Raw genomic sequence first — 26,039 nt, 5'->3', positions numbered from 1 at the left:
GATAGTCAGCCACCAGGTCCACATTGCGATAGTGCGGTACGGAAGGACGGTCCCCGTGACGGAGGCAGCAGAGCTTCCCCAGGCGCCCGACGCGGCACAGACGATCTTCGGAGATTTCTTTCCGGAGGCCGTTCGGTATGCGGAACTGCTGGCTGATGCCGGAGTCAAGCGCGGCCTGATCGGGCCGCGTGAGGTACCGCGGCTGTGGGAGCGCCATCTGCTCAACTGTGCGGTGCTCTCCGAGGTGGTCCCCGAGGGTGTCACGGTCTGCGATGTGGGTTCGGGCGCCGGCCTGCCGGGCATCCCGCTGGCGCTGGTACGGCCGGATCTGAAGATCACGCTCCTGGAGCCGTTGCTGCGTCGGACGAACTTCCTCCAGGAAGTGGTCGAGCTGCTGGGGCTGGACCATGTGACCGTGGTCCGTGGCCGGGCCGAGGAGGTGCTCGGCTCGCTCACCCCGGTGCATGTGGTGACGGCTCGTGCCGTGGCGCCACTGGACCGGCTGGCCGGCTGGGGAGTTCCTCTGCTCCGTCCCTACGGGGAGATGCTGGCGCTCAAGGGCGACACAGCGGAGGAGGAGCTCGTGGGGGCCAGGGCCGCGCTGAGCAAGCTCGGAGTGGTGCAGACCTCGGTACTGCATGTCGGCGAAGGGCTGGTCGACCCGCTCTCCACGGTGGTACGGGTCGAGGTCGGAGAGAGCCCCGGCGGAGTGCGCTTCGCGGCGAAGCGGGCCAAGGCTGCCCGTTCAAGCCGTACCCGCCGTCGTCGCTGATCCGGTTGAGTCCGGCCTCTCCGGCCTCCGGTCGGAATGCTCCATACAAGCTGGCGTACGCACAGAGCGCGGAGTGTCGCACGGATGTAGTCCGTGGGCCCGTGCATCGTGTTTCACGTGAAACGTCGCTCACTGCTGCACGGAATCATCAGCCGCGGGCGCGCTGCCGCCCCGATTCGGAGCCGGAAGCCCCTCGTGCGGGCTACGGAGTTGTCCACAGAAGTGGATTCATCCACAGAAGCACAGGCCCCGCTGGTTCATGAACCCGAAAGCATGGCAGGCTCTGTTCATCGCGAGCCTGAAGTCGAGGAGAGTGAATCCTTGCGGTCCGACGCCAACATCGCGGGACCGATGACCGATCCGGTCCCCGGCCCCCGTACCGAGTCGGCGGGAGACGATGTTTCACGTGAAACACCGCCCCCGCTCGACGACACCCCCATCGGCCGAGCTGCCCAGCTGGCCATGGAGGCCCTGGGGCGTGCCGGTGAGGGCCTGCCCCGACCTGAGCAGACACGCGTCATGGTGGTTGCCAACCAGAAGGGCGGCGTAGGCAAGACCACCACCACGGTGAATATCGCCGCCTCCCTCGCACTCCATGGCGCCCGCGTTCTCGTGGTCGACCTGGATCCACAGGGCAACGCCTCCACGGCGCTGGGCATCGACCACCATGCCGACGTTCCCTCTATCTATGACGTCCTGGTGGAGAGCAGGCCGCTCTCCGATGTGGTCCAGCCGGTCCAGGACGTCGAAGGTCTCTTCTGCGCCCCGGCCACCATCGATCTCGCCGGTGCGGAGATCGAGTTGGTGTCGCTGGTGGCGCGGGAGAGCAGACTGCAGCGGGCCATCCAGGCTTATGAGCAGCCCTTGGACTACATCCTCATCGACTGCCCTCCATCGCTCGGTCTGCTGACCGTCAATGCGATGGTGGCCGGTGCGGAGGTGCTCATCCCCATGCAGTGCGAGTACTACGCGCTGGAGGGCCTGGGGCAGTTGCTGAGGAATGTGGACTTGGTGCGCGGGCATCTCAACCCCGCTCTCCATGTGTCCACGATCCTTCTCACCATGTATGACGGCCGGACCAGGCTCGCCTCACAGGTGGCGGAGGAGGTCCGCAGTCACTTCGGTGAGGAGGTGCTGCGGACGAGCATTCCTCGATCGGTCCGTATCTCGGAGGCCCCGAGCTATGGGCAGACGGTGCTGACCTACGATCCGGGCTCCAGTGGAGCCCTGTCGTATCTGGAGGCGGCCCGTGAGATCGCCCTGCGGGGGGTCGGGGTCCAGTACGACCCGCAGCATGCCCATCTGGGCGCACAGAAAAGCCAGCAGAACATCTCGGAGGCGATCCAGTGAGCGAGCGACGTAGAGGGTTGGGGCGTGGGCTCGGTGCCTTGATCCCTGCCGCTCCCCAGGAGAGGCAGGTGCCTCCCAGCGGGGCCTCGGGCTCCTCGGGAGCGACTCCGCTGCTGACCGCGGAACGCGGTGTGGCGGCGGCCAAGGTGACATCGCTGCCGACCGCGGCTGCTGTCCCCGAGGCGTCACCGTCCGGGGCGCACTTCGCTGAAGTGCCGATCGACGCCATCACCCCCAACCCGCGTCAGCCCCGTGAGGTGTTCGACGAGGACGCCCTTGCCGAGCTCGTCACCTCCATCAAGGAGGTGGGGCTTCTTCAGCCGGTCGTCGTCCGGCAACTGGGTCCCGAGCGCTATGAGCTGGTCATGGGGGAGCGCCGCTGGCGGGCCTGCCGTGAGGCCGGTCTTGAGCGGATCCCCGCCATCGTCCGGCATACGGAGGACGAGAAGCTTCTGCTGGACGCGTTGCTGGAGAATCTGCACCGCGCCCAGCTGAACCCGCTGGAAGAGGCCGCCGCCTACGACCAGCTGCTCAAGGACTTCAGCTGCACTCATGACCAACTGGCCGACCGGATCGGGCGCTCACGTCCCCAGGTCTCCAATACGCTCCGGCTGCTGAGGCTTTCGCCTCCGGTCCAGCGCAGGGTCGCCGCCGGAGTGCTGTCAGCCGGTCATGCGCGCGCCTTGCTCTCGGTGGAGGACCCGGAGGAGCAGAACCGCCTCGCCCATCGGATCGTGGCCGAGGGGCTGTCGGTGCGGGCGGTGGAGGAGATCGTCACATTGATCAACTCCGGTCCCCAGGACACCGTCAAGCCCAAGGGCCCGCGAGCTGGTGCACGACTCTCGCCGGCTCTCTCCGATCTCGCCTCCCGTCTCTCGGACCGCTTTGAGACGCGGGTGAAGGTCGACCTCGGCCAGAAGAAGGGAAAGATCGTCGTCGAGTTCGCTTCGATGGACGATCTGGAGCGGATCCTCGGCACTCTTGCTCCGGGTGAGGGCAGGGTGCTGGAGAAGGGGCTCCCCTCCGACGACACCGCGGACGACGAGGTCTGAGACCTTCGACAGCGGCAGGGCGGGCCGTGTCCGGGCAGCTGCCCGGACACGGCCCGCCCTTTTGCCGACTTGGTATCCGCCCCAAGAGCGGATCGATACGATCGTTCCGCCGACGCGCAGCCACCGTGCGGAGTGCGTCGGCGGTATGCGGCGTGAGAAGGAAGCGAGGAACGGCCTTCATGGGGCGTCGGCTTGTACCCCTCACACTGGACAACCTGTCGGATCTGCCCAGACGCTGCCGGGCGTGCGTCTTCTGGGAGCTCGACCCGGTCAGTGGGGACGCGGCGGTCAAGGCGGGCCACCCGGAGCTGGAGAAGGAGGCATGGATCTCCGCCGTGCTGCTGGAGTGGGGCTCCTGCGGCCGGGTCGTCTATGTCGATGATGCGCCGGTGGGCTTCGTTCTCTACGCTCCCCCGGCCTATGTGCCACGATCCACCGCCTTTCCGACCAGCCCGGTGTCGGTGGACGCCGTACAGCTGATGACGGCCTGGATCAATCCCGGCTACCAGGGACAAGGGCTCGGCAGGGTCATGGTGCAGACCGTGGCGAAGGATCTGCTGCGGCGGGGCTTCCGGGCGATCGAGGCGTTCGGAGACGCCCGCTGGAAGGATCCCGCCTGTGTGCTTCCGGCGGATCATCTGCTGGCGGTGGGCTTCAAGACCGTGCGTCCGCATCCCACCTCTCCACGACTGAGACTGGAGCTGCGTACCACTCTCTCCTGGAAGGAAGATGTGGAACTGGCCCTGGACCGTCTGCTGGGGGCAGTCCAGAAAGAGCCGGCGCTCAGACCGCTCTGACGCATTCATGGAAAGGGGCTCATCCCCCGACGAGGGATGAGCCCCTGCGATGTTTCACGTGAAACATCGCCTTCCGCCCGGGCGGCGCTACTACGGCTGCCCGCTGCGCTCTCTGTGCTTACTAGCCGATGAAAGGCTCAAGGTCGCGGACGAGAGCGGCCTTGGGCTTGGCGCCGACGATCGTCTTGGCGACCTCACCGTTCTGGTAGACGTTCAGCGTCGGGATGGACATGACGCCGTACTTGGCGGCGATGGTCGGGTTCTCGTCGATGTTGAGCTTGACGATCTCGATCTTGTCGCCGTGCTCGCTCGCGATGGCCTCAAGGGACGGAGCGATCTGGCGGCACGGGCCGCACCAGGGGGCCCAGAAGTCCACGAGCACGGGCTTGTCGCTCTTGAGGACATCCTCGTCGAAACTGGCATCGGTAACGTTCTTCAGCGCGCCGGCCACGGCGGCCTCCTTCTGACTTGGGGGGTGGGCGGGAGAGGGGAAATCAGACCGCGGGGGCCTTCTCGGCCTCGGTGGCCTGCTCGGCGTCGGCGAGCGCGGCCAGATAGCGTTCGGCGTCGAGGGCGGCGGAGCAGCCCGTGCCGGCGGCGGTGATGGCCTGACGGTAGGTGTGGTCGACCACATCGCCCGCGGCGAAGACACCGCTGACGTTGGTACGGGTCGACGGTGCCGCGACCTGCAGATAGCCCTCGTCGTCCAGGTCGAGCTGACCCTTGAAGAGCTCGGTCCGCGGGTCGTGGCCCACGGCGATGAACAGCCCGGTGACCGCCAGCTCGGACGTCTCACCCGACTTGGTGTTCCGCAGGGTCAGTCCGGTGAGCTTCTGCTCGCCATGGATCTCCGCGACCTCGCTGTCCCAGGCGAAGGAGATCTTCGGGTCGGCGAAGGCGCGGTCCTGCATGGCCTTCGAGGCACGGAGGGTGTCCCGGCGGTGGACGATGGTCACGGACTTGGCGAAACGGGAGAGGAAGGTCGCCTCTTCCATGGCGGTGTCTCCGCCGCCGATCACGGCGATGTCCTGGTCCTTGAAGAAGAACCCGTCGCAGGTCGCGCACCAGGAGACACCGCGGCCGGAGAGCGCGTCTTCACGGGGGAGTCCGAGCTTGCGGTGCTGCGAGCCGGTGGTGACGATCACGGCCTTCGCCCGGTGCACCGTGCCCGCCGTGTCGGTGACGGTCTTGATCTCACCCGTGAGGTCGACGGAGACCGCGTCGTCCGGCACCAGCTCGGCACCGAACCGCTCGGCCTGGGCCCGCATATTGTCCATGAGGTCCGGGCCCATGATGCCGTCGCGGAAGCCGGGGAAGTTCTCCACGTCGGTGGTGTTCATCAGCGCGCCACCGGCGGTGACAGCACCCTCGAAGACCAGCGGGTTCAACGAGGCGCGCGCCGTGTAGAGCGCCGCCGTGTAGCCGGCCGGCCCGGAGCCGATGATGATCACGTTACGGACGTCGCTCACGGGTTGATTCCTCGTCTCTGAAGACTGCGCTGCTGTCTACTGGGCCGGGTCAATGTCTTTCACCCAACCCAACGGATCCTAAAGGGCCCGCATTCCCGGGAGTGCAGCGCAGCGCTGAGGAACGTGTCAGTGCCGGAGGAAGGTCTCTGTGCGCAGGACTTCTCCGGTCGATGAGGGAGCGGCTGAGACACAGTTCTCCGCGATCACAAACGCCTGGACCCGGTGACTGTCGGTGCTGTGCGGGAAGACCGCGAGAAAGGCGGTTTCTCCCTGGTAGGCGCCTTCTTCGACCGCGATCGGGGTGTCCGGGCGGCTGGTGGCCCGCTGGACACAGGGGGGGAGCGTCGTCGCCCCGTTCATCGGTTGTGGCGCCTTCTCGGCCTCGAACGACGAGCCGGCCGCCGCCCGGGTCTCTCGGGTGCTCTTGGTGTCCTGGGCACCGGTGATCAGGTTCTTCACCTGGGCTTCGAGGTCGGAGCCGGAGAAATCCTTGGTCAGCGCGCTCTTGGACTGGCTGCTCACATCCTGCGCCGCCGATGCTCCGGGGTCGCTGCCGGACTGCTGTGCAAGGAAGAGCAGACCCCCTGCTCCGACGGCGGCCAGGGTGAGGACGGCACCCAGGACGGTGGCACGCCGTCGTCCTGTACGGCGGACCCGGCCGGGGCCGGTGGTACCGCGTGTGTGTCCCGCGGGCCGACTGGGTGCTCCGGGCTTCTCCCGCCCCGCCACAGGCGATGTTTCACGTGAAACATGTACGTCGGCAGCGGGCGAGGTGGAGTCCAGCAGAGCCTCGGCCGCCAGCGCCGCGTCGATGCGCTCGGTGATGTCCGCCGGCATCCGGGCGGCCCCGGGCAGCGTGCCGAGCAATCCCCGGATCTCTTCCAGGGACGCATGGACATCGGCACAGAGTGCGCAGTCGTCGAGGTGCCGCCTGAGTTCGGCACTCCGTGAGGGAGGGAGCAGTCCCTCGGCGAGATCAGAGATCTCCGAGACATCCGGGTGCTGGGTCATACCGGCCGTGGATGTCATGTGCGCCCACCTCCGCCCTTCACAGCGGCGGGGCCACTGGGCCCCGCATCCCTTTGCCCCGACGCCGGTGGGACGGAATCCCCCGGTGTCCGGTTCCTTCCCCCGCTGAGCTTGCCGTTACCCCCGGCATCACCGCGCAGATGAGTGAGCATGGGCAGCAGCCGGGCCCGGCCTCTGGCGCAGCGGCTTTTGACGGTCCCGGTCGGTATATCCAGGATGCGGGCCGCCTCCGCCACCGGATATCCCTGCATGTCCACCAGGATCAGTGCGGCCCGCTGATCGGCGGGGAGATGGGTGAGCGCGGCCAGGAGCTCACGGTGGAGGTCCTGCCGTTCGGCCGGGGCCTCGGCCGACTCATGCGGCTCAAGGAGCTGTTCCAGGCGCTCGGTGTCATCGATGGGCGATGTCTTGCGGGAGGCCGCTTTGCGGGCCCGGTCGAGACAGGCGTTCACGGTGATGCGATGCAGCCATGTGGTGACGGCGGACTGCCCACGGAAGGTGTGAGCGGCCCTGAAAGCGGAGACGAGCGCGTCCTGGACGGCGTCCGCCGCCTCTTCGCGGTCGCCCAGCGTGCGCCGGGCCACGGCCCAGAGTCTGTCGCGATGCCGCCGGACCAGCTCACCGAAGGCATTCGGATGTCCCTCGACATGGCGGTCCAGCAGTTCCTGATCGCTTGTGTCACGGAATGTCGCCTCGTCCAACGGTGAGCCCCCTCCCCTGCTGCCGTCAGCTTTTGATTTTGATCTCTGCGACCTTGCCCCGGAACTGGTCCGGCCCGGATGGCGGGAGATGGGTCAGCCAGACCAGAACGTATCGCGACCGCACCACCTTGTCGGGCTTGAGGGCCACTTGGGTCCCGGTGCCTTCGGCGACTTTGGTGAATCCCGTGTGCGATGCGGGCTGGCCGTCGGCGTTCTCGGGTGCGGTGCGCAGCTCGACGCTTGTCGAGCCGCCGAGGAAGGACACATCGACCGTGCCGATCTGCTGAACCTCGCCGAGATCCAGAACGACGCCGAGTCCCGCCTTCAAGTTGCCGAAGTCGGGGCTCCCGTACCAGTTGGTGGTCCAGGAGGTGCTGAGGTCGCCGTCGTAGGTGTTCCCTATTTCGGCGGGCTTCTCCGAGGGTGGCTGGCCGTAGGGGTCGAAGTCGACGGCGGAGACGATGGAGACCGGCTTCCCGGAAGGGGGAGTCGCCTTCTTGTCCTTGTTCTTCTCATCGTCTTCCGGCTGGGAGAGGCCGGGGTCGTTCGTCCGGTTGTTGTCGCGGCCGATCATCTTGTCCGCGATCTGCCAGCTGCCGAGCCCCAGCGCGGCGATCAGCAGCGCGGCCACTCCCCATTTGAGAACCCTGCCCGTGCGGCTCTCCAGCGGCGCCGGAGGCGCGGGAGTCAGCTGGGTGACCCCCGGTCCCGGGCGGGAGATCGCACGGCCGTAGCTGCCCTGCTGATAGCTGGTGGGCTGATACTCGGGCGGTGACGCGAAGGCGGGCTCCGGCGGGCGGATACGCGGCATCGCCGCCACAGCCCTGGCCAGCTCATCGGGGGTGGTGCAGGGAGGTTCCTGGCGGGAGGCGGTGGCGCCGTCGTTGACCAGGGCGCGCATGGCCAGCTCCGAGAGCCTGCGGTGGACGCCGGCCCGGACCTGGTCGGGGGGGAGCAGACCGGTCCCCTTGGGCAGTCCGGACAGACCGTGCGCGGCGCTCTCGTACGGCCAGCGCTGGGTGAGAGCGGCGTACAGCAGTGCGCCGATCGCCTCGGTGTCGGTGCGCTGTGGACGATCGGCCGTGATGCCGCGCAGGGCGGCGCTCACCGCGAGTCCACGGATGCGGTACTGGCCGGTGGAGGTCCGCAGCACGGCGCCAGGGGTGAGCCTGAGATGGGCGAGGCCCTCACGGTGCGCCGCCGCCATGGCCTGGGCGAGCTGGTCGACCAGCTGATAGGCGTCGTGCGGCTCCATGGGGCCCATGGCGAGCAGGGTGGTCAGCTCGGTGGCGTCCGGCAGCCACTCATGGACCACATAGACGAGGTCGTTCTCCTCGACGGCGTCCAGCACCTGAACGAAACGCGGGTCGCCGAGGAGGGCGGCGGAGCGGGCCGCCGCGAGCACGGAACGGGCCCGGGGGTGGTCGGCGGGCAGCAGATGGACTCCGACGGCGCGGCGCAGCTTCTCGTCCACGGCTCGCCAGCTGCTGAAACCGTCCAGACGGGTGATGCACTCTTCGAGTCGGTAGCGTCTGGCGAGCTTATGGCCGCTGTGCAGCTCGGGCGTGGCGATGGCGGGCTCGGTGCCCGTGCGCTCGCTGCCCGTGTCCGGCGTCTTCATATCCGCCGTTTCCTGAGTCTGAGCCGCCCCGTCGGCCGTGGCCTTGTCCGCCTGGGCGGTCAGCGGTTCGTCTCCGCTGTTGTCGGCCACGTCGACGGCGGCCGTGCTACGTTCCGCCACCGTCGTTCCTGCCTCCCCATCCGTTGCGCATAACCAACAGCCAAGCCAATTGTGCCCACAGTCCGCTGCTATGCACGACACACGGCCGCGGACGATGGTTGTGCGGAGTGCGGCGGGCTAGCGGCCCAGCCGCCCGCGCACCATGCCGACGATGGAGTTCAACTCCTCGATGCGCATCCGCTTCGCGGCCACGAAGAAGACGCCCAGCAGCACGATCCCGCCGCCCAGGAGAGCGGCGAGGGAGCCGAGGGCATCGCTGCCGAGAGCCTTGATGATCATGTAGGCCACTCCGCCCGCGAGAGCCGCGGCGGGCAGTGAGGCGATGCAGAGACGGGCGTAGGTGCGCATGACATGGGAACCGTCCAGATCGCCGCCCAGCCGCTTCTTCAGCCTGCGCCAGGCCACACCCACGCCGACCATATAGGCCAGACCGTAGGACGCCGCCATTCCGACGACCGCCCAGCGGGCGGGGAGCAGCAGGAAGGCGACCGTGGATCCGGAGGCGTTGGCGATCGCGACGATCACCGTGTTGTAGAACGGCGTCCTGGTGTCTTCGTACGCGTAGAAACCGCGGAGTACGACGTACTGCACGGAGTACGGGATCAGGCCCAGTCCGAAGGCCATCAGGGTGAATCCGATGCCGAGCGCGCCCGGCCCCGAGCCCGCGTAGAGCAGGGTCGCCATGGGCACACCGAGCGCGAGGAAGGCGAAGGCGCAGGGCACGATGGCGACGGCCGAGGTGCGCAGTCCGTAGGAGATGTCGTCGCGGACCGCGGCGGGGTCGCCGTCATGGGCGGCGCGGGAGATCCTGGGCAGTACGGCGGTCATCACCGAGACCGTGATGATGGCCTGCGGCATCTGCCACAGAAGCAGCGCGTAGTTGAAGGCGGTGATGCCCGCGCCCTGGATGTTGTCCTCGGCGGCCTCGGATCCGGCCCAGGTGGCCAGCTGAGTGACGACGATCATGCCGAGCTGGTTGGCGAGCACGAAGAAGAAGGTCCACTTCGCCAGCCCCAGCGCCTTGCCGAGCCCCTGGCCCTTCCAGTCGAAGCGCAGCCGGATCTTGAAGCCCGCGTCCCGCAGATACGGGATCATCGCCAGCGCCTGGACCACCAGGCCCAGCAGGGTGCCGATGGCGAGCAGCCGGACGCCCTCGGGGGTGATGGTGGACTCGCTGGCGTTGGAGTCGGTGAAGCTGCCGAACGCCCAGATGAAGGCGCCGAAGGTCACGATGGTCACGATGTTGTTGAGGACCGGGGTCCACATCATCGCGCCGAAGCGGCCTCGTGCGTTGAGGATCTGGCCGAGCACCACATGAATGCCCATGAAGAACATGGCGGGCAGACAGTAGCGCGCGAAGGTGACGGCCACCTCCATCCGCTCCGGGTCGGCGGCGATCGGCGCCGACAGCATGCGGATGAGGAGCGGCGCCGCCAGGACACAGACTGTGGTGACTCCGGCGAGCAGCACCACGACAAGTGTCAGCAGGCGGTTGGCATAGGCTTCGCCGCCGTCGTCGTCGTTCTTCATGGCGCGAACGAGCTGCGGGATGAAGACCGCGTTCAGCGCGCCGCCGCCGACCAGCACATAGATCATCGTGGGCAGCACATTGGCGACCTGGTAGGAGTCGTTCAGGGTGCCGACGCCGATCGCCGCGGCCATGACCAGCGTGCGGAGGAAGCCGGTGATCCGCGAAACGATCGTGCCCGCCGCCATCACGGCGCTGGATTTGAGCAGGCTGGTGGATCTGCCGCCGGAGCTCTTGGGCGCCGGTGGGGCCGGAGCGGGTTCCGGCGCGGGAGCGGGCACGGTCTGGGTGGCGCCCTGCTGGTCCCGGAAGAGATGGGCGAACGCGTCCGGCTCGGGCTCCTGCTCGCCGGCCCGGGTGACCAGCTCGTCGACGCCCGTGTACTGAGTGGTCCTGACGTCGTCGCCGTAGGGCAGATGCCGGGACGGTCCCGCGGGCTCGGGAGGCGGCGTCTGGGCCCAGACCCGGGGGTCGGGGGCGTACTGGGGCGCGGGCGGCTGCTGGTACAGCGCCTGCGGCTCCTGGTAGGTGCCCGGGGGCGGCGGTGGGTGGGAGGCGCGGTCGTAGAGCGCCTCGGCCACCGGGTCCTGGGCGGACAGATCCTGGGCCCGGTACGGGTCCTGTGTGTAGGCGTCCTGAAGATACGGGTCCTGACCATAGGGCCCCTGTGCATAGGGGCCCTGGAGGTGCTGATCCTGGACCGGCTGCTCGTGGGCGTACAGATCGTGCGCATAGGCGTCCTGCGCGTATGGATCGTGCGCGACGGGGTCGGGGACGGGCTGCGGCGGAACCTGGCCTGCCGGGTCCGTGCCCGCGCCCTGACCGCGGTCACCGTCGTACGGCGCGTTCATTGCTACCCCACCTCATCGTCCCCGGGCCGGCCGGCCACGACATCGCTCAACGGTCCACTTTCTCACCCGTGCCCGACGGGTTGTCGCTTTCCGGTCCGGTGTCCGGTGTCAGGTCACTCGCCTGCCCGGGATCAGGGCCGTCGATGTCACCCTCGGGGCGTTCTGTTCCGCCGTTCGATGAGTCGTCTCCGTCGGGGGCGGTCCCGTCCGCTTCGGTATCCGCCGGCTGCCCCTGGGCAGCGGCCGAGCGCTTGCGCTGGGTGTACATCCGGATACCCGCGAGGACGAGCAGCAGGACGCCGCCCGCGAGGACGAGCATCACGGTCGGGGTGATCTCGGAGACCTTCACCGTGAACTGCATCGGCTCGCCGTACGGCTTTCCGTCCTCGGTGAGGAGCTGGGCCGTCATCCGCACCTGGCCGTTGGCGTTCGCCAGAGCGTCGAACTTCACGGACTGGCTGTGACCGCCCTGCACCTGGATCGGCTGATCGGCGATGCGGTCGCCGTCGCCGAGGCTGAGCCGGGCGGCGTTGTCGGAACTCAGCCGCAGTACGAGATGGTCGACCCCTTGCACCAGCTGGTTCTGCACGGTGACCGGGATCGTCGCACTCCGCCCCGACAGGGTGATCTGCGATTTCTCGATCAGTTTCACTTGCCGGGTGAGGACGTCCAGGTTGCTCCGCACACTGTCGCGGTACAGCTGGGCCGCCTCGGGGTTCCCCCGCCAGGAGGTGGACATCTCCCGGTCGATGGCCCGGCCGAAGGGCGTCTCCACCCGGTCCCGCTGGGTCAGGATGACCGTGAAGTTGTCGAGCTCGTTCTGGGTGGTGCGGATGTCCTGGAACGCCTGGACCGGCAGTTCCTGCTTGCGCAGCTCGGCGGGGTAGCGAGAGGCGGGGGGCACTCTGGTGTTCGCGTTGTCGTCGGGCTTGGCCGCCGAGGCCGCGATCAGGTCCTGCGGCTCGGTCCAGCGCTGCGGCTCCAGCGCTTCCAGCGCCCGGGCCATGGACTGCGCCTGGGAGACGCTCGGCGTCCGCTGAGGGGCGACGACAAGGCTGCGCTGCTCATCGGTGCCCTGAAGGGTCACCGCCAGCGTCTGGGCCAGGAACTCCTGGACCGCGAGGGTCGAGCGGCCGGCCCGCAGCATGTCGCCCTCGAAGGCCCTGGAGAGCCGGACGTCGGCGACCACGGCCGTCGTCCCGCCGCCGATGGGGCGGGCCGCACTGGCCGTGTAGTCGAGGTCGTCCCGCAGGCTGTCACTCCGGGCGATCACCTTGTCGGCGCCGGCCGAGGTGGCGACGTCCACGATGGAGGAGTCGATCGCCCCGTTCACGGGCCAGGCGAAGTCGGTGGACGGCTTCTCATGGATGATCGTCTCAACGGTCGACGCGGCGACCGCGGTGGCCTGCTGCAGATGGCGGAGAGAGCCGGAGACATCCTTGCCGCGGTGCGCCAGCGAAGCCAGATCGGGGTCGGCGAACGGCAGCGCGATCACTTTCTCCCCCTGGACGGCCGACTGGACGGAGCTCAGCCACGCCTTGGCGATCTCCTGATTCTTGCCGGCGACGACATCGTCGCCGCTCTTCACCTTGTAGTCGCCGGTCATGGCGTCGACGGTGGAGAGCAGATCGGGGTCGATCACCCAGGTGACGGGCAGATCGCGGCCGAGGGAGACCAGCTGGCCGAGCCTTCCCTCCGGCTTGAGCTCCTCGGCCAGCGACTCGTCCTCGAAGACCGGAGTCTGCCGTTCGTCCGAACCCGTCTCCGAGGTGAGGTGGGTCGAGGAGATCAGCGGCCAGAGATAGGTGATCCGGGTCTTCTTCTCCAGGTCCTCGGGCTGCCAGGGCAGAAACGTCCGCTCGATGCCCAGCACCTGCTCGAACGACTGCTGGGACGTCCGGCCCGACAGGGTCACACCCAGCTGGTACACACCGTCCGCGCCGAGGCCGAGCTCGGAGACCGGGACCGTGAGCGAGAAGTCCCGGCTGACGCCGGGCACGAGCTTCGGCAGCTCCACACCGAACTTGTCGTCGATGGACGAACCGTCGAGAGCGGCATTGAAGCCGTCGCGCTCGGTGGCGCGGTCGATTCCGGTCCTGCCGAATACCTGCGGGCCCACCCGCAGATCGATCTCCGCGTCATGGATGGTCTGCTTGCCCTCATTGACCACCGTGCCGCTGACGGTGAGCGTGTCGCCCTTCACCGGCGCGGCGGGCGTCAGTGTGTTGAGGGACACATCCACCGTGCGGGAGTCCGAGGAAGCCTTGTCGACGGCCGCATGGGCGGGAGTCACGGCCGGCCCGCCCAGCAGACCGGCCACCAGCGGCGCCCCGATCAGCAGGGAGGCTGTGCGGCGGAGCCACCGTCGGGCAGGAGAAGGGGACGTCCCGTGGAAGTCTGCCGCCTCGGCCACGCGCACGTCCGTCCTTCGTCGTCTGTTGCCGTTGGTCGCTGTCGCTAGTTGCGTCCACGCATGGTAACGAGATGCGCGGGGCCGAAGTGCCGCGGACCGCCTCACAAGATCGCAAGGATCCTTGATCCTCCGGGCGGCGGGCTTCGGCGCCGCCGCGAAACGGGCCGTGGGGCGGCTGTGAAGTGGGACGCTTGGGAGTGCGGGGGCACGTACCCTTTTCTGTTGTGCCGAACGCCAATGAAGACAACCCCACCGCACTGAGCCAGGTGCAACGCCGTGCGGTTGCGGAACTACTCCGTGTAGCGCCCGTTGCCGATGATCTCGCCCGCCGCTTCCAGGGAGCGGGATTCAGTCTCGCCCTGGTCGGAGGCTCGGTCCGGGATGCCCTGCTCGGCCGGCTCGGCAATGATCTGGACTTCACGACGGATGCCCGCCCCCAGGACGTATTGAAGATCATCCGTCCATGGGCGGACTCGGTATGGGATGTGGGCATCGCCTTCGGCACGGTCGGCTGCCAGAAGGACGGCTATCAGATCGAGGTCACCACCTATCGCTCCGAGGCGTATGACAGAACGTCCCGGAAGCCCGAGGTGTCCTACGGCGACACCATCGAGGAGGATCTCGTCCGCCGTGATTTCACGGTCAACGCGATGGCCGTCGCCCTGCCCGAGAAGGAATTCATCGATCCGCATCAGGGCCTGGAGGATCTCGCCGCCCGGGTGCTGCGGACGCCCGGTACGCCCGAGGAATCCTTCTCCGACGACCCCCTGCGGATGATGCGCGCCGCCCGGTTCGCCGCCCAGCTGGACTTCGAGGTGGCGCCCGAGGTCGTCACGGCGATGAAGGGGATGGCGGAGCGCATCGAGATCGTCTCCGCCGAGCGAGTGCGTGACGAGCTGAACAAGCTGATCCTCTCCGCCAACCCCCGCAAGGGACTGGCCCTGCTGGTCGGCTCCGGCCTTGCCGCACATGTGCTTCCCGAGCTGCCCGCGCTCCGTCTGGAGAGCGATGAGCACCACCGGCACAAGGACGTGTACGAGCACTCCCTGACCGTTCTGGAGCAGGCCATCGACCTGGAGGAGGACGGCCCGGACCTCGTGCTCCGGCTGGCCGCGCTCCTCCATGACATCGGCAAGCCGAAGACACGGCGCTTCGAGAGCGACGGGCGAGTCTCCTTCCACCATCACGAGATGGTGGGGGCGAAGATGACCAAGAAGCGGATGGCCGCGCTCAAGTACTCCAACGAGATGGTCAAAGACGTCTCACGACTGGTGGAGCTCCATCTGCGGTTCCACGGTTATGGGACCGGGGAGTGGACCGACTCGGCCGTTCGACGCTATGTGCGCGATGGGGGTCCGCTGCTGAGCCGCCTCCACAAGCTGACCCGCTCGGACTGCACCACGCGTAATAAGCGCAAGGCGAGCGCCCTCTCCCGGGCCTACGACGGGCTTGAGGACCGCATCGCCCAGCTGAAGGAGCAGGAAGAGCTCGACGCCATCAGGCCCGACCTAGACGGCAACCAGATCCAGACGGTCCTGGGCGTGGGGCCCGGCCCGGTGATCGGCAAGGCGTATGCCTTCCTGCTGGAGCTGCGCCTGGAGAACGGGCCCATGGAGCAGGACGATGCGGTCGCGGCGCTGAAGGCGTGGTGGGCGGCGCAGGAGTCGGAGTAGGGCACGCGGGCTCCGTTGCGAGTCGGTGGGGCCGGTCGTGAAACGCCGCCATGTTTCACGTGAAACATGGCGGCGGAAGCAGCGAGGGGCGATGTTTCACGTGAAACATCGCCCTCATCGCTATCGAGCGGTGCTCATCCGGCGCCATCGGGCCATGGTCACGGCGATCCCCGCATAGATCAGAGCGACGACGACAACCAGCTGAACCGACCGTCCGTCCGGCGGGAGCATCAGGGCCGCCGCTCCCGCCGCTCCCACGAACGCGACATTGAACAGCACGTCGTAGAGGGAGAAGACTCTGCCGCGGTAGGCGTCGTCCACCGAGGTCTGCACCACGGTATCCGTGGTGATCTTCGATCCTTGGGTGATGAACCCCAGCACGAAGGCGGCGACCAGCATCGGCCCTGGGGCGAATGGCAGGCCCAGAGCGGGTTCGAGGACCGCGGCCGCTCCCGCGCAGACCACCAGCCAGCCGAATCGGCCGAACCGCCCGATCGCCCAGGGGGTCACCACCGCCGCGGCGAAGAACCCGGCGCCGGAGACCGCGACGGCCAGCCCGAGAAGAGCGAGACCGTCCTGTTCGTTGTCGTACCAGGCATAGCGGCAGAGCATCAGGAGCATGACCGTCAGCGCTCCATAGTTGAAGCGCATCAGGGTCATCGCGACCAGGACCCTGGCTGCCGCCGGGCGTTCCCTCAGATGCCGCAGACCGTCGGCCAGGCCGCGCGCTGTGGAGGCGATGACGCTGATCACTCCCGGCCGCACCGGTGCGCTGTCGGGGCCGAGGAGATGACGGCCCATTCTGAGCGAGGCCAGTGCCGAGCAGAGATAGAGCGCCGCGCCGAGAAGCACCACCGCGGCATCGGAATCCTCCGAGGCCAGACGCACCACGAAGGCGAGCCCGCCGCCCGCGGTCGCGGCCAGTGTGCCGGCCGTCGGCGAGAGGGAGTTCGCCATGACGAGTCGGTCCTGGTCGACGACCCGGGGCAGTGCGGCGGACAGACCGGCCAGCACAAAGCGATTGACCGCGGTGACGGACAGGGCCGAGACATAGAAGAGCCAGTCGGGCACGGATGCCGCGATCAGCAGAGCGGTGCAGATCGCGAGGAGGGCCCGCAGGAGATTCCCGTAGAGGAAGACCTGCCGTCGCTGCCAGCGGTCCAGCAGAACACCGGCGAAGGGGCCGATCACGGAGTAGGGCAGCAGCAGTACGGCCATGGCCGAGGCGATGGCCGCCGGTGAGGTCTGCTTCTCCGGGGAGAACACCACATAGGAGGCGAGCGCGACCTGATAGACGCCATCGGCCGACTGGGAGAGCAGCCGGACCGTCAGCAGTCGTCGGAAGTCGGTCAGACGCAGGAGTACGCGCAGGTCACGCACGGCAGGCATGCGATCAAGCGTCACATACGCGGAGGGTCCCCGGGTGCATGACCCGGGGACCCTCCGCGGTCGATCGGCTGAACGCCGGTGGACCAGGCTTCACGCGGACGCCTGGACCGAACCGGTGGAGCGGATGCTTAGCGCTCGACCTCGCCCTTGATGAACTTCTCGACCTGGTCGCGGGCCTTGTCGTCGAAGTACTGCACCGGCGGGGACTTCATGAAGTACGAGGACGCGGAGAGGATCGGGCCCCCGATGCCGCGGTCCTTGGCGATCTTCGCAGCGCGGAGCGCGTCGATGATGACACCCGCGGAGTTCGGGGAGTCCCAGACCTCCAGCTTGTACTCCAGGTTCAGCGGGACATCGCCGAAGGCACGGCCCTCAAGACGGACATACGCCCACTTGCGGTCGTCCAGCCAGGCCACATAGTCGGACGGGCCGATGTGGACGTTCTTCTCGCCGAGGTCGCGGTCGGGGATCTGCGAGGTGACGGCCTGAGTCTTGGAGATCTTCTTGGACTCCAGCCGGTCGCGCTCCAGCATGTTCTTGAAGTCCATGTTGCCGCCGACGTTCAGCTGCATCGTGCGGTCCAGGATGACGCCCCGGTCCTCGAAGAGCTTCGCCATCACACGGTGCGTGATGGTCGCGCCGACCTGCGACTTGATGTCGTCACCGACGATCGGAACGCCCGCCTCGGTGAACTTGTCCGCCCACTCCTTGGTGCCGGCGATGAAGACCGGAAGGGCGTTGACGAAGCCGACCTTGGCGTCGATGGCGCACTGCGCGTAGAACTTCGCGGCGTCCTCGGAGCCCACGGGCAGGTAGCAGACCAGAACGTCGACCTGCTTGTCCTTGAGGACCTGGACGATGTCGACCGGGGCCTCGGCGGACTCCTCGATGGTCTCGCGGTAGTACTTGCCCAGACCGTCGAGGGTGTGGCCGCGCTGCACGGTGACACCGCTGTTCGGCACATCGCAGATCTTGATGGTGTTGTTCTCGCTGGCGCCGATGGCGTCCGAGAGGTCGAGGCCGACCTTCTTGGCGTCCACGTCGAAGGCGGCCACGAACTCGACGTCACGGACGTGGTAGTCGCCGAACTGGACGTGCATCAGACCCGGCACCTTGCCGTCCGGGTCGGCGTCCTTGTAGTACTCGACGCCCTGCACCAGTGAGGCGGCGCAGTTGCCCACGCCTACGATGGCTACGCGAACCGAACCCATTCCGGTTGCTCCCTGTGTGATCTCGGATGAGGCCCTGCGGACCGCGGGGTCTCAGTTGACGGTGTCGTCGGGCGGATCCGGCGGGGTGAAAGGCCCGGGGGAGGTGTCCCCGGTGGGCCCGACATCCCTGTGCCGGGGCAGGCCGCCCGACGAACCAGTGGTGTTGTCCTGCTGAGCCGAGCCGTCGGTGGCGGACTGTCGCTGATCCCGCCCCGCCCGCTCGCTTTCGATGAGCTCGTTCAGCCAGCGCACTTCGCGCTCCACGGACTCCATTCCGTGTCGCTGAAGCTCAAGGGTGTAGTCGTCGAGACGCTCCCGGGTCCGGGCCAGGGAGGCACGCATCTTCTCCAGGCGCTCCTCCAGCCGGCTGCGCCGGCCTTCCAGCACCCGCATGCGTACCTCGCGCTCGGTCTGTCCGAAGAAGGCGAAGCGAGCCGCGAAGTGCTCGTCCTCCCAGCTGTCCGGACCCGTGTGCGAGAGCAGTTCCTCGAAGTGTTCTCTGCCTTCCGCCGTCAACCGGTAGACGATCTTGGCGCGGCGCCCCGCGAGTGAAGCGGCGAGGGCGTCCTCGGGAGCGCTTCCCGGTTCCTCGATCAACCGGCCGTTGGCGACCAGCGTCTTCAGGCAGGGGTAGAGGGTTCCGTAGCTGAAGGCTCGGAAGATCCCCAGCGAGGTATTGAGCCGTTTCCGCAGCTCATACCCGTGCATCGGGGCCTCACGGAGCAGACCGAGCACGGCGAACTCAAGGATGCCCGAGCGTCTGCTCACCATCGCCCTCCTTCGCCGTCTCAGCCGCCTATGCCGGACTGATGTATCGACTCGATACATCAGCACGATAGGACGGTGTTCCTGCTGCGACAAGAGGGGTCAAGGTGAACGGCGTCACATCGGCAATGGATGTCGTGCAACTTGCCTGTTTTGGGGTGAACTTCGGCTCTACGGATATTTTGAGCCTGCGTAGTCTGTGCGGATGCAGACCACCGGGAACCACGCGACGCCTTCAGGCGTCCTCGCAGTGGATGCACAGCGGATGGGGCCCTTGCGGGGCCGGTCCGTATCCATGTCGGGGGGACCGGAACACCACTGCCGCTTCCAGGCGTCTCGCCTGCCCGAGGAGTAGTCGTTCGATGAGCGAGCACCGTCGCAAACCGCCGCAGCAAGACGGCGGGCGTACGGCTGCCAGACGTGCCGCCCAGCAGCCCTCTGTCGGCCATACAACCCCCCCCAGAGAAACCACCATGAGTTCTGCTTCCGTTCCGCACAGTGATGAGCGGCCTTATGGAGGCCGGGCCGAGGCCCGCCGTGCCGCACAGCGCGGCGGCAGTCGTCGGCGTATGGACGGCGGTGCGGGCTCCGGCCACGGCGGCCGTGGCGGCGGACGCCGTGGCGGCGGGGGCGGGGGCCATGAGGGGGGCGGTGGGCAGCCGGGCAGAAAGCGCCTGATCGACTACCCGCGCCGCGGCAAGTACGGATGGCGGCGCTGGATGCCGTCCTGGAAGCTGGTCTCGGGCCTCTGCCTGGGCTTCTTCGGAGCGCTGATGACCGCCGCCACCATCGCCTACGCGATGGTGGGAGTGCCGGACCCCGACAAGATGGCCGAGGCGGAGAACAACGTCTACTACTGGGACGACGGCACCCAGATGGCCGCCACCGGTGGTGAGCGAAACCGGCAGAACATCGAGCTCAGCCAGATCCCGATGGATATGCAGAACGCCGTGATCTCGGCGGAGAACAAGGATTTCTGGAATGACTCGGGTGTCGACCCGGTGGGCATCGGCCGCGCTCTGCTCAATATGGCCAAGGGCGAGGACACCCAGGGCGGCTCCACCATCACCCAGCAGTATGTGAAGAACGCGCGACTCAACGACCAGTCGCAGACCCTGAGCCGTAAGTTCAAGGAACTCTTCATCTCTATCAAGATCGATAGCAATGTGGAGAAGCCGGACATCATGGCCGGCTATCTGAACACCTCGTACTACGGCCGGGGCGCGCATGGAATCCAGGCCGCGGCCCGTACGTACTACGGCAAGGACGCCAAGAAGCTGAACGCCAGTGAGTGCGCCGTTCTCGCCTCGCTGCTGAAGGGGGCGACCTGGTTCGACCCGGCGGGCGCCACAGACATCCACCCCCGCGCGACCCCGGAGGGGAACTACAAGCGGGCGAAGGACCGCTGGAACTGGATCCTCGACGAGATGGTCAAGGACGGGCACCTGGACGCCGCCGAGCGCGACAAATTCGTCCAGGAGGGCTTCCCCATGCCCGACCCGGTCAAGAAGGGCGCCAAGCTCGGCGGTCAGATCGGCTACCTGGTGGACGTCGCCAAGCAGAACTTCCTCAGCAACAACGACCTGGGCGTCGACGCCGACGATCTCGCCCAGGGCGGCTATGAGATCCACACGACCTTCAACAAGGAGAAGATCAAGAAGCTGGAAAAGGCCGTCACCAAGATCCAGAAGGAGAACATCGACCCCAAGAAGCGCCCGGACACCGATACGCACGTTCAGTTCGGCGGCGCGTCGGTGGAGCCGGCGACGGGGAAGATCGTGGCCATCTACGGCGGTGAGGACGCGACCAAGCACTTCACCAACAACGCGGATGTGACCGGAGCCCAGGTCGGATCGACCTTCAAGCCGTTCGTTCTGGCCGCCGCGATGCGTGACGGCGTACGCGACCCCGAGCTGGGGCCCGAGCAGTCGCTGAAGCAGCGCACCCTCATCAACCCCGACGAGGCGATCTACAACGGCAAGAACCTGCTCAGGATCAACAGATACGACGGTGAGGTGTGGCGGGACGACACCGGCAAGGATCACCGGCAGGTCAATGACGGTGATCAGTCGTATCCCGACATGGATCTGCGCGAAGCCATGATCGTCTCCGCGAACTCGCCGTATGTGCAGCTGGGCATGGATATCGGCATCCCCCAGGTGCGCCAGGCGGCCGTGGACGCGGGCCTGCTGGAGGACTCGCTCACCCGGGCGGAAGTTCCGTCGTTCTCGATCGGCATCTCCAGCCCCAGCGCCATTCGCATGGCGAGCTCGTACGCGACCTTCGCGGCCCGTGGAGAGCAGCGCGATCCGTACTCCGTGACCCATGCGAAGAAGAACGGCAAGACGATCTTCAAGCACAAGGACGCGCCCAAGGGGGCCTTCACCCAGGCCGTCGCGGACAATGTGACCGATGTGCTCAAGGATGTCGTCGAGGCCCCGAACGGAACCGGCGGCAACGCGGAGATCCCCGGCCGCCCGGTCGCCGGGAAGACCGGTACGACCGATGGAAACAGGTCGGCGTGGTTCGTCGGCTACACGCCGCAGCTGTCGACCGCCATCGACATGTACCGCTTCGACGACGACGACAGCAAGAAGAACCGTGAGTTCCTCAAGATGTTCGGCACGGGCGGCCAGCAGAAGATCCATGGTGCATCGTTCCCGTCCGACATCTGGAAGTTGTACATGTCGGACGTGCTTGAGGGCGAGCCGGTGAAGCAGTTCCCGAAGCCGGAGCCGATCGGCGAAGCCGTCTGGGGCGGCGGAGCGGTGAGCCCGCCCCCCACCCCGTCCGAGGAGCCTTCCGAGACGCCTTCCTCCGAGCCCCCCTCCGAGGAGCCTTCCGAGACCCCGTCCGACGAGCCTTCCGAGACCCCGTCCGAGAGCTGTGACCCGTGGGAGGACTGGTCCTGTGGTGACCCGGGCGGCTCCGACGGAGGAAAGCCAGGAGGCTCCGACGGAGGAAAGCCAGGAGGCTCCGACGGAGGAAAGCCGGGAGGCTCCGGAAACGAAGGCGCGGCCAACGAAGGCGCGGCAAGCGAAGGAGCCGCAAGCGAAGGCGCGGCAAGCGAAGGCGCGGCAAGCGAAGGCGCGGCAAGCGAAGGAGCCGCAAGCGAAGGCGCGGCAAGCGAAGGAGCCGCAAACGGAAACCCCGTAGGGGGCGCCAGGCGCTAGAGCCGCCTATCCGCACCCCACCGGCTGGACCGGCCACGAGGGCCGCCGCACCCGGTACGCACAGCCTGGACACGACAGACGGCTGCGCGTACCGATGCGGCGGCCCTCGCTGCGTACCCCTTTCCGTACGGCAGGATGAGCACCATGCCCAGCGCAGAGAAGACGAGCGTGCACCAGGACCGGCCGGATGTACGGCCCACCCGGCGGGATTCCATCGCCGCATCCGGCAGCGAGCTGATCGGCGGCCCGGCCGGCCGCCGCGCCCTGCGCGCCCCCGGCGGCCGTCTCACGCCCGTACGCGTCGTGGCACTGGTCGCCATCGGGATGTTCGCGCTGGGCATGGTGCAGAAGATGCCCTGCTACAACTGGGCATGGTTCAGGGGCGTCAATTCGCAGTACACCCACGCCTGCTACTCCGATATCCCGCATCTGTTCGTGGGACGCGGCTTCTCGGAAGGGCTCGTGCCGTACTTCGACCGGCTCCCCGGCGATATGGCCTATCTGGAGTACCCCGTGCTGACGGGGCTCTTCATGCAGATCGCCTCCTGGCTCGATCTCGCGGGCGGATCCCTCCAGAATCAGCAGCAGGTCTACTGGCTGATCAACGCGGGCATGCTGATGATCTGTACCGCGGTCATCGCCGTCTGTGTGACCCGTACCCACCGCCGCCGCCCCTGGGACGCGCTCCTGGTGGCGCTGGCCCCCGCGTTCGCGCTCACCGCCACCATCAACTGGGATCTGCTCGCCGTGGCGCTCACCGCCGCCGCGATGCTGATGTGGTCGCGCGGCCGGGTCGTGGCCTTCGGTGTGCTCATCGGGCTGGCGACCGCGGCCAAGCTCTATCCCGGCCTGCTGCTCGCTCCCCTGCTGCTGCTGTGCTGGCGGTCGGGGAAGTGGCGCGAGTTCACCACGGCGTCCTTCGCGGCGGCGAGCACCTGGCTCGCGGTGAATCTGCCCGTGATGGTGCTGGCGCCCGAGGGGTGGAAGAAGTTCTACACCTTCAGCCAGGAACGCCAGGTCGACTTCGGATCGTTCTGGCTGATCATCAAGAATCGCGCGGGCGTGGCCATCGAGCCGGAGACGGCGAACAACTACGCGATGCTGCTGATGGTCCTGATCTTCCTGGGGATGGCGGCGCTCACGCTGTACGCTCCCCGCCGGCCGCGCTTCGCCCAGCTCGTGTTTCTGATCGTCGCCGCGTTCATCCTGACCAACAAGGTCTACTCGCCGCAGTACGTGCTCTGGCTCATCCCGCTCGCCGCGCTGGCCCGGCCCCGCTGGCGCGACTTCCTGATCTGGCAGGCGTGCGAGGTCATGTACTTCCTCGGGATCTGGATGTACCTCGCGTACACGACCGGGGGGAAGAACCAGGGACTCCCGGCCGACGGCTACTACCTGGCGATCGCGCTGCATCTGGCCGGGACGCTGTATCTGTGCGCGATGGTCGTCCGCGACATCCTGATGCCGGAGCGGGACGAGGTACGACGGGACGGCTCGGACGACCCGTCGGGCGGTGTGCTCGACGGGGCCGATGACGTCTTCGTGCTGGGGCGGACGGCCGCCGACGACGGCTTCCCGGCGGACGGCCCCAGGGTGGAATGGGGCACCCCGCCCTCCGGGACGGCCTCGGACCGGTAGGCCCCAGGGTCTTCCGTTCGGATCAGGCCGGCTCACTGCCCCGGCCTGATCCGTCAGAAGCGGCCTAGCGGTCCACCAGGCGGTCGAACTGGGTCGTGGTGTGCCGCAGATGCGCCACCAGCTCGTCACCGACCCTCGGCTCCTGCGCGTCCGACGGTACGAACAGGATCGAGACCTGCATATGCGGCGGCTCGGCGAACCAGCGCTGCTTACCCGCCCAGACGAACGGCGAGAGATTGCGGTTGACGGTCGCCAGACCGGCCCGGGCGACCCCCTTCGCGCGCGGCATCACCCCATGGAGCGCCTTGGGGGCCTCCAGGCCCACGCCATGGGAGGTGCCGCCGGCGACGACGACCAGCCAGCCGTCGGACGCGGCCTTCTGCTGGCGGTAGCCGAAGCGGTCCCCCTTGGACACCCGGGTCACATCGAGCACCGCCCCCCGGTACTCGGTCGCCTCATGGTCGCCGAGCCACAGCCGGGTGCCGATACGGGCACGGAAGCGGGTCTGCGGGAACTGCTGCTGGAGCCGGCTCAGCTCCTCGGCCCGCAGATGGCTGACGAACATGGTGTGCAGCGGCAGCCGGGCGGCCCGCAGCCGGTCCATCCAGCCGATGACCTCCTCGACCGCGTCGGAGCCGTCCGTGCGGTCCAGCGGCAGATGGAGGGCGAAGCCTTCCAGCCGTACGTCGTCGATGGCCCCGGTCAGCTGGCTCAGATCCTGCTCCGACACCCCATGACGCTTCATGGAGCTCATGCACTCGATGACGACACGCGCGCCGACCAGGGCGTACACCCCGTCGACCGAGGAGACCGAGCGGATGACGCGGTCGGGCAGCGGAACCGGCTCCTCGCCCCGGCGGAAGGGGGTGAGGACAAGGAGGTCACCGCCGAACCAGTCCTTGATCCGGGCCGCTTCGTAGGTGGTGCCCACGGCCAGCATGTCGGAGCCGAAGCGGGAGGTCTCCTCGGAGAGCCGCTCATGGCCGAAGCCGTAACCGTTCCCCTTGCAGACCGGGACCAGTCCGGGGAACTGGTCGATCACGGACTTCTGATGCGCCCGCCAGCGCGTGGTGTCGACGTAGAGGGAGAGCGCCATGGCCGGCCCGGGACCTTTCTGGTGGCTGTGGTGTGCGTCGGGGACAGAACAGATACGAGATCTACGAGGTTACGGCGTGGACGGGCGCGGCGTCAGCAACGCTGTGCGCATCGCCCGTCCGGCGTCACGGCCACCGTCAGCGGCGCGACATATACATGTCGAGGGCCTTGTGCAGCAGCTTGTTGAGCGGGAAGTCCCACTCTCCGACGTACTCGACGGCCTCGCCGCCGGTGCCGACCTTGAACTGGATGAGACCGAAGAGATGGTCGGTCTCATCGAGCGAGTCGCTGATGCCGCGCAGGTCGTAGACGGTCGCGCCCATGGCGTACGCGTCCCGGAGCATCCGCCACTGCATCGCGTTCGAGGGGCGCACCTCACGGCCGATGTTGTCCGAGGCGCCGTAGGAGTACCAGACGTGCCCGCCGACGACGAGCATCGTCGCCGCGGAGAGGTTCACTCCGTTGTGGCGCGCGAAGTACAGCCGCATCCGATTGGGGTCCTCGGTGTTGAGCACCGACCACATGCGCTGGAAGTACGAGAGCGGGCGGGGGCGGAAACGGTCGCGCACCGCGGTGATCTCGTAGAGCCGCTGCCACTCCTCAAGGTCGTAGTAGCCGCCCTGGACGACCTCGACACCGGCCTTCTCGGCCTTCTTGATATTGCGTCGCCACAGCTGGTTGAAGCCCTTGTGGACATCGTCGAGCGAGCGGTTCGCCAGCGGCACCTGGTAGACGTACCGCGGCTGGACGTCACCGAAGCCGGCACCGCCGTCCTCGCCCTGCTGCCAGCCCATCTTCCGCAGCCGGTCGGCCACTTCGAAGGCACGCGGCTCGATATGGGTCGCCTCGACGTCCCGCAGACGCTTCACATCCGGGTCCTGGATACCGGACTTGATCGCGGGGGCGTCCCAGCGGCGGATGACCACCGGGGGGCCCATCTTCACGGAGAACGCGCCCTGTTGCTTCAGGTGGGCGAGCATCGGCTGGAGCCAGTCGTCCAGGTTCGGCGCGTACCAGTTGATCACCGGGCCCTCGGGCAGATACGCGAGATACCGCTTGATCTTGGGCAGCTGACGGTAGAGCACCAGACCCGCGCCGACGAGCTGGCCCGTCTTGTCGAACCAACCCAGGTTCTCCGAGCGCCATTCCGTCTTCACATCGGCCCATGCCGGAACCTGGCAGTGACTTGCCGATGGCAGGGACTGGATATACGCCAGATGCTGCTCTCGGCTGATGGTCCTCAGGGTCAGGCTCATGCGGGGCGCTCCTCGGCAGGTGTGTCCCCATGGGTCAGGGGCTCCGGCTCTCGCGCCGAAGCCTACTGGGCTTGGGGAGCGCCCCAAATGGGCGCAGGGCCCTTGGACCGGCGGCTGAACGCCTCTGAGGCGGTCG

The 26,039-nt window shown here is 67.6% G+C and carries 19 protein-coding genes; 7 read left to right on the top strand and 12 right to left on the bottom strand.

The annotated features are described in order from the left end of the window. Positions 1-55: 55 nt before the first annotated feature. The 4 genes from rsmG to FF041_RS03525 all read left to right on the top strand — a co-directional run bounded on the left by rsmG (position 56) and on the right by FF041_RS03525 (position 3,971). The gene (gene rsmG / locus FF041_RS03540) at positions 56-772 is read left to right on the top strand and encodes a 16S rRNA (guanine(527)-N(7))-methyltransferase RsmG (RefSeq protein WP_323391111.1); all 717 of its coding nucleotides are present in this window, start codon (positions 56-58) and stop codon (positions 770-772) included. A gap of 273 nt (positions 773-1,045) precedes the next feature. After that, entirely contained in the window at positions 1,046-2,122 is a 1,077-nt protein-coding gene (locus FF041_RS03535; RefSeq protein ID WP_153520969.1) for a ParA family protein, read from the top strand. Further along, a complete protein-coding gene (locus FF041_RS03530; RefSeq protein WP_323391109.1) occupies positions 2,119-3,174 on the top strand; it encodes a ParB/RepB/Spo0J family partition protein in 1,056 nt (351 codons plus the stop codon). The genes FF041_RS03535 and FF041_RS03530 overlap by 4 nt, the downstream gene beginning before the upstream one ends. 179 nt (positions 3,175-3,353) lie before the next feature. Next, entirely contained in the window at positions 3,354-3,971 is a 618-nt protein-coding gene (locus FF041_RS03525) for a GNAT family N-acetyltransferase (protein WP_153520968.1), read from the top strand. A 121-nt stretch (positions 3,972-4,092) separates the two neighbouring features. On the opposite strand, the gene trxA is transcribed toward FF041_RS03525, so the two are convergent. The 7 genes from trxA to FF041_RS03490 form a co-directional block, all read right to left on the bottom strand. Beyond that, positions 4,093-4,422, bottom strand: a complete 330-nt coding sequence (trxA, locus tag FF041_RS03520) for a thioredoxin (RefSeq protein WP_323372008.1) — start codon at positions 4,420-4,422, stop codon at positions 4,093-4,095. A 43-nt stretch (positions 4,423-4,465) separates the two neighbouring features. After that, positions 4,466-5,440, bottom strand: a complete 975-nt coding sequence (trxB, locus tag FF041_RS03515; RefSeq protein ID WP_323391107.1) for a thioredoxin-disulfide reductase — start codon at positions 5,438-5,440, stop codon at positions 4,466-4,468. A 126-nt stretch (positions 5,441-5,566) separates the two neighbouring features. Beyond that, positions 5,567-6,469, bottom strand: a complete 903-nt coding sequence (locus FF041_RS03510) for an anti-sigma factor family protein (protein ID WP_153520967.1) — start codon at positions 6,467-6,469, stop codon at positions 5,567-5,569. Further along, positions 6,466-7,170 carry an RNA polymerase sigma factor SigM gene (gene sigM / locus FF041_RS03505; RefSeq protein ID WP_153520966.1) on the bottom strand — a complete coding sequence of 235 codons (705 nt, stop codon included), beginning with the start codon at positions 7,168-7,170 and terminating at the stop codon, positions 6,466-6,468. Before sigM ends, FF041_RS03510 begins: the two co-directional genes overlap by 4 nt. Positions 7,171-7,195: 25 nt before the next feature. Continuing rightward, positions 7,196-8,911: a protein kinase family protein gene (locus tag FF041_RS03500; protein WP_323391105.1), complete on the bottom strand. Its 1,716-nt coding sequence runs from the start codon at positions 8,909-8,911 to the stop codon at positions 7,196-7,198. Positions 8,912-9,028: 117 nt separating this feature from the next. Further along, the gene (gene murJ / locus FF041_RS03495) at positions 9,029-11,290 is read right to left on the bottom strand and encodes a murein biosynthesis integral membrane protein MurJ (RefSeq protein WP_153520965.1); all 2,262 of its coding nucleotides are present in this window, start codon (positions 11,288-11,290) and stop codon (positions 9,029-9,031) included. A 46-nt stretch (positions 11,291-11,336) separates the two neighbouring features. After that, on the bottom strand, positions 11,337-13,703 hold the full coding sequence (locus tag FF041_RS03490) for a DUF6049 family protein (protein ID WP_323391103.1): 2,367 nt from the start codon (positions 13,701-13,703) through the stop codon (positions 11,337-11,339). A 224-nt stretch (positions 13,704-13,927) separates the two neighbouring features. Here FF041_RS03490 and FF041_RS03485 point away from each other — a divergent pair, with 224 nt between their 5' ends. Beyond that, a complete protein-coding gene (locus FF041_RS03485) occupies positions 13,928-15,376 on the top strand; it encodes a CCA tRNA nucleotidyltransferase (RefSeq protein WP_323391101.1) in 1,449 nt (482 codons plus the stop codon). Between the two features lie 120 nt (positions 15,377-15,496). Here the strand turns inward: FF041_RS03485 and FF041_RS03480 are convergent, their stop codons facing one another. The 3 genes from FF041_RS03480 to FF041_RS03470 all read right to left on the bottom strand — a co-directional run bounded on the left by FF041_RS03480 (position 15,497) and on the right by FF041_RS03470 (position 18,744). Beyond that, positions 15,497-16,765, bottom strand: coding sequence for an MFS transporter (locus FF041_RS03480; RefSeq protein WP_153520964.1), 1,269 nt, complete (start codon positions 16,763-16,765; stop codon positions 15,497-15,499). A 128-nt stretch (positions 16,766-16,893) separates the two neighbouring features. Beyond that, on the bottom strand, positions 16,894-17,976 hold the full coding sequence (locus FF041_RS03475; protein ID WP_153520963.1) for an inositol-3-phosphate synthase: 1,083 nt from the start codon (positions 17,974-17,976) through the stop codon (positions 16,894-16,896). 51 nt (positions 17,977-18,027) lie between these two features. Continuing rightward, positions 18,028-18,744: a PadR family transcriptional regulator gene (locus tag FF041_RS03470; RefSeq protein WP_323372041.1), complete on the bottom strand. Its 717-nt coding sequence runs from the start codon at positions 18,742-18,744 to the stop codon at positions 18,028-18,030. A 359-nt stretch (positions 18,745-19,103) separates the two neighbouring features. Between FF041_RS03470 and FF041_RS03465 the strand changes: the two genes are divergently transcribed. Together FF041_RS03465 and FF041_RS03460 are read left to right on the top strand one after the other, a co-directional pair. Then, positions 19,104-21,914 (top strand): transglycosylase domain-containing protein, encoded by a 2,811-nt coding sequence (locus FF041_RS03465; RefSeq protein ID WP_153520962.1) that lies wholly within the window; start codon positions 19,104-19,106, stop codon positions 21,912-21,914. A 144-nt stretch (positions 21,915-22,058) separates the two neighbouring features. Then, entirely contained in the window at positions 22,059-23,552 is a 1,494-nt protein-coding gene (locus FF041_RS03460; RefSeq protein WP_153520961.1) for a glycosyltransferase family 87 protein, read from the top strand. Positions 23,553-23,616: 64 nt separating this feature from the next. Here FF041_RS03460 and FF041_RS03455 read toward each other — a convergent pair whose 3' ends face one another. Both FF041_RS03455 and FF041_RS03450 read right to left on the bottom strand, forming a co-directional pair. Further along, on the bottom strand, positions 23,617-24,648 hold the full coding sequence (locus FF041_RS03455; RefSeq protein ID WP_153485196.1) for an alanine racemase: 1,032 nt from the start codon (positions 24,646-24,648) through the stop codon (positions 23,617-23,619). 136 nt (positions 24,649-24,784) lie between these two features. Then, entirely contained in the window at positions 24,785-25,903 is a 1,119-nt protein-coding gene (locus FF041_RS03450) for a lipid II:glycine glycyltransferase FemX (protein ID WP_153520960.1), read from the bottom strand. Between the last annotated feature and the right edge of the window lie 136 nt (positions 25,904-26,039).

It is taken from the genome of Streptomyces jumonjinensis, from assembly GCF_009600885.1.
Taxonomy (GTDB): domain Bacteria; phylum Actinomycetota; class Actinomycetes; order Streptomycetales; family Streptomycetaceae; genus Streptomyces; species Streptomyces jumonjinensis.
Note: the sequence above shows the minus strand (reverse complement) of the source record. Positions and strands in the feature narration are given on the sequence as shown.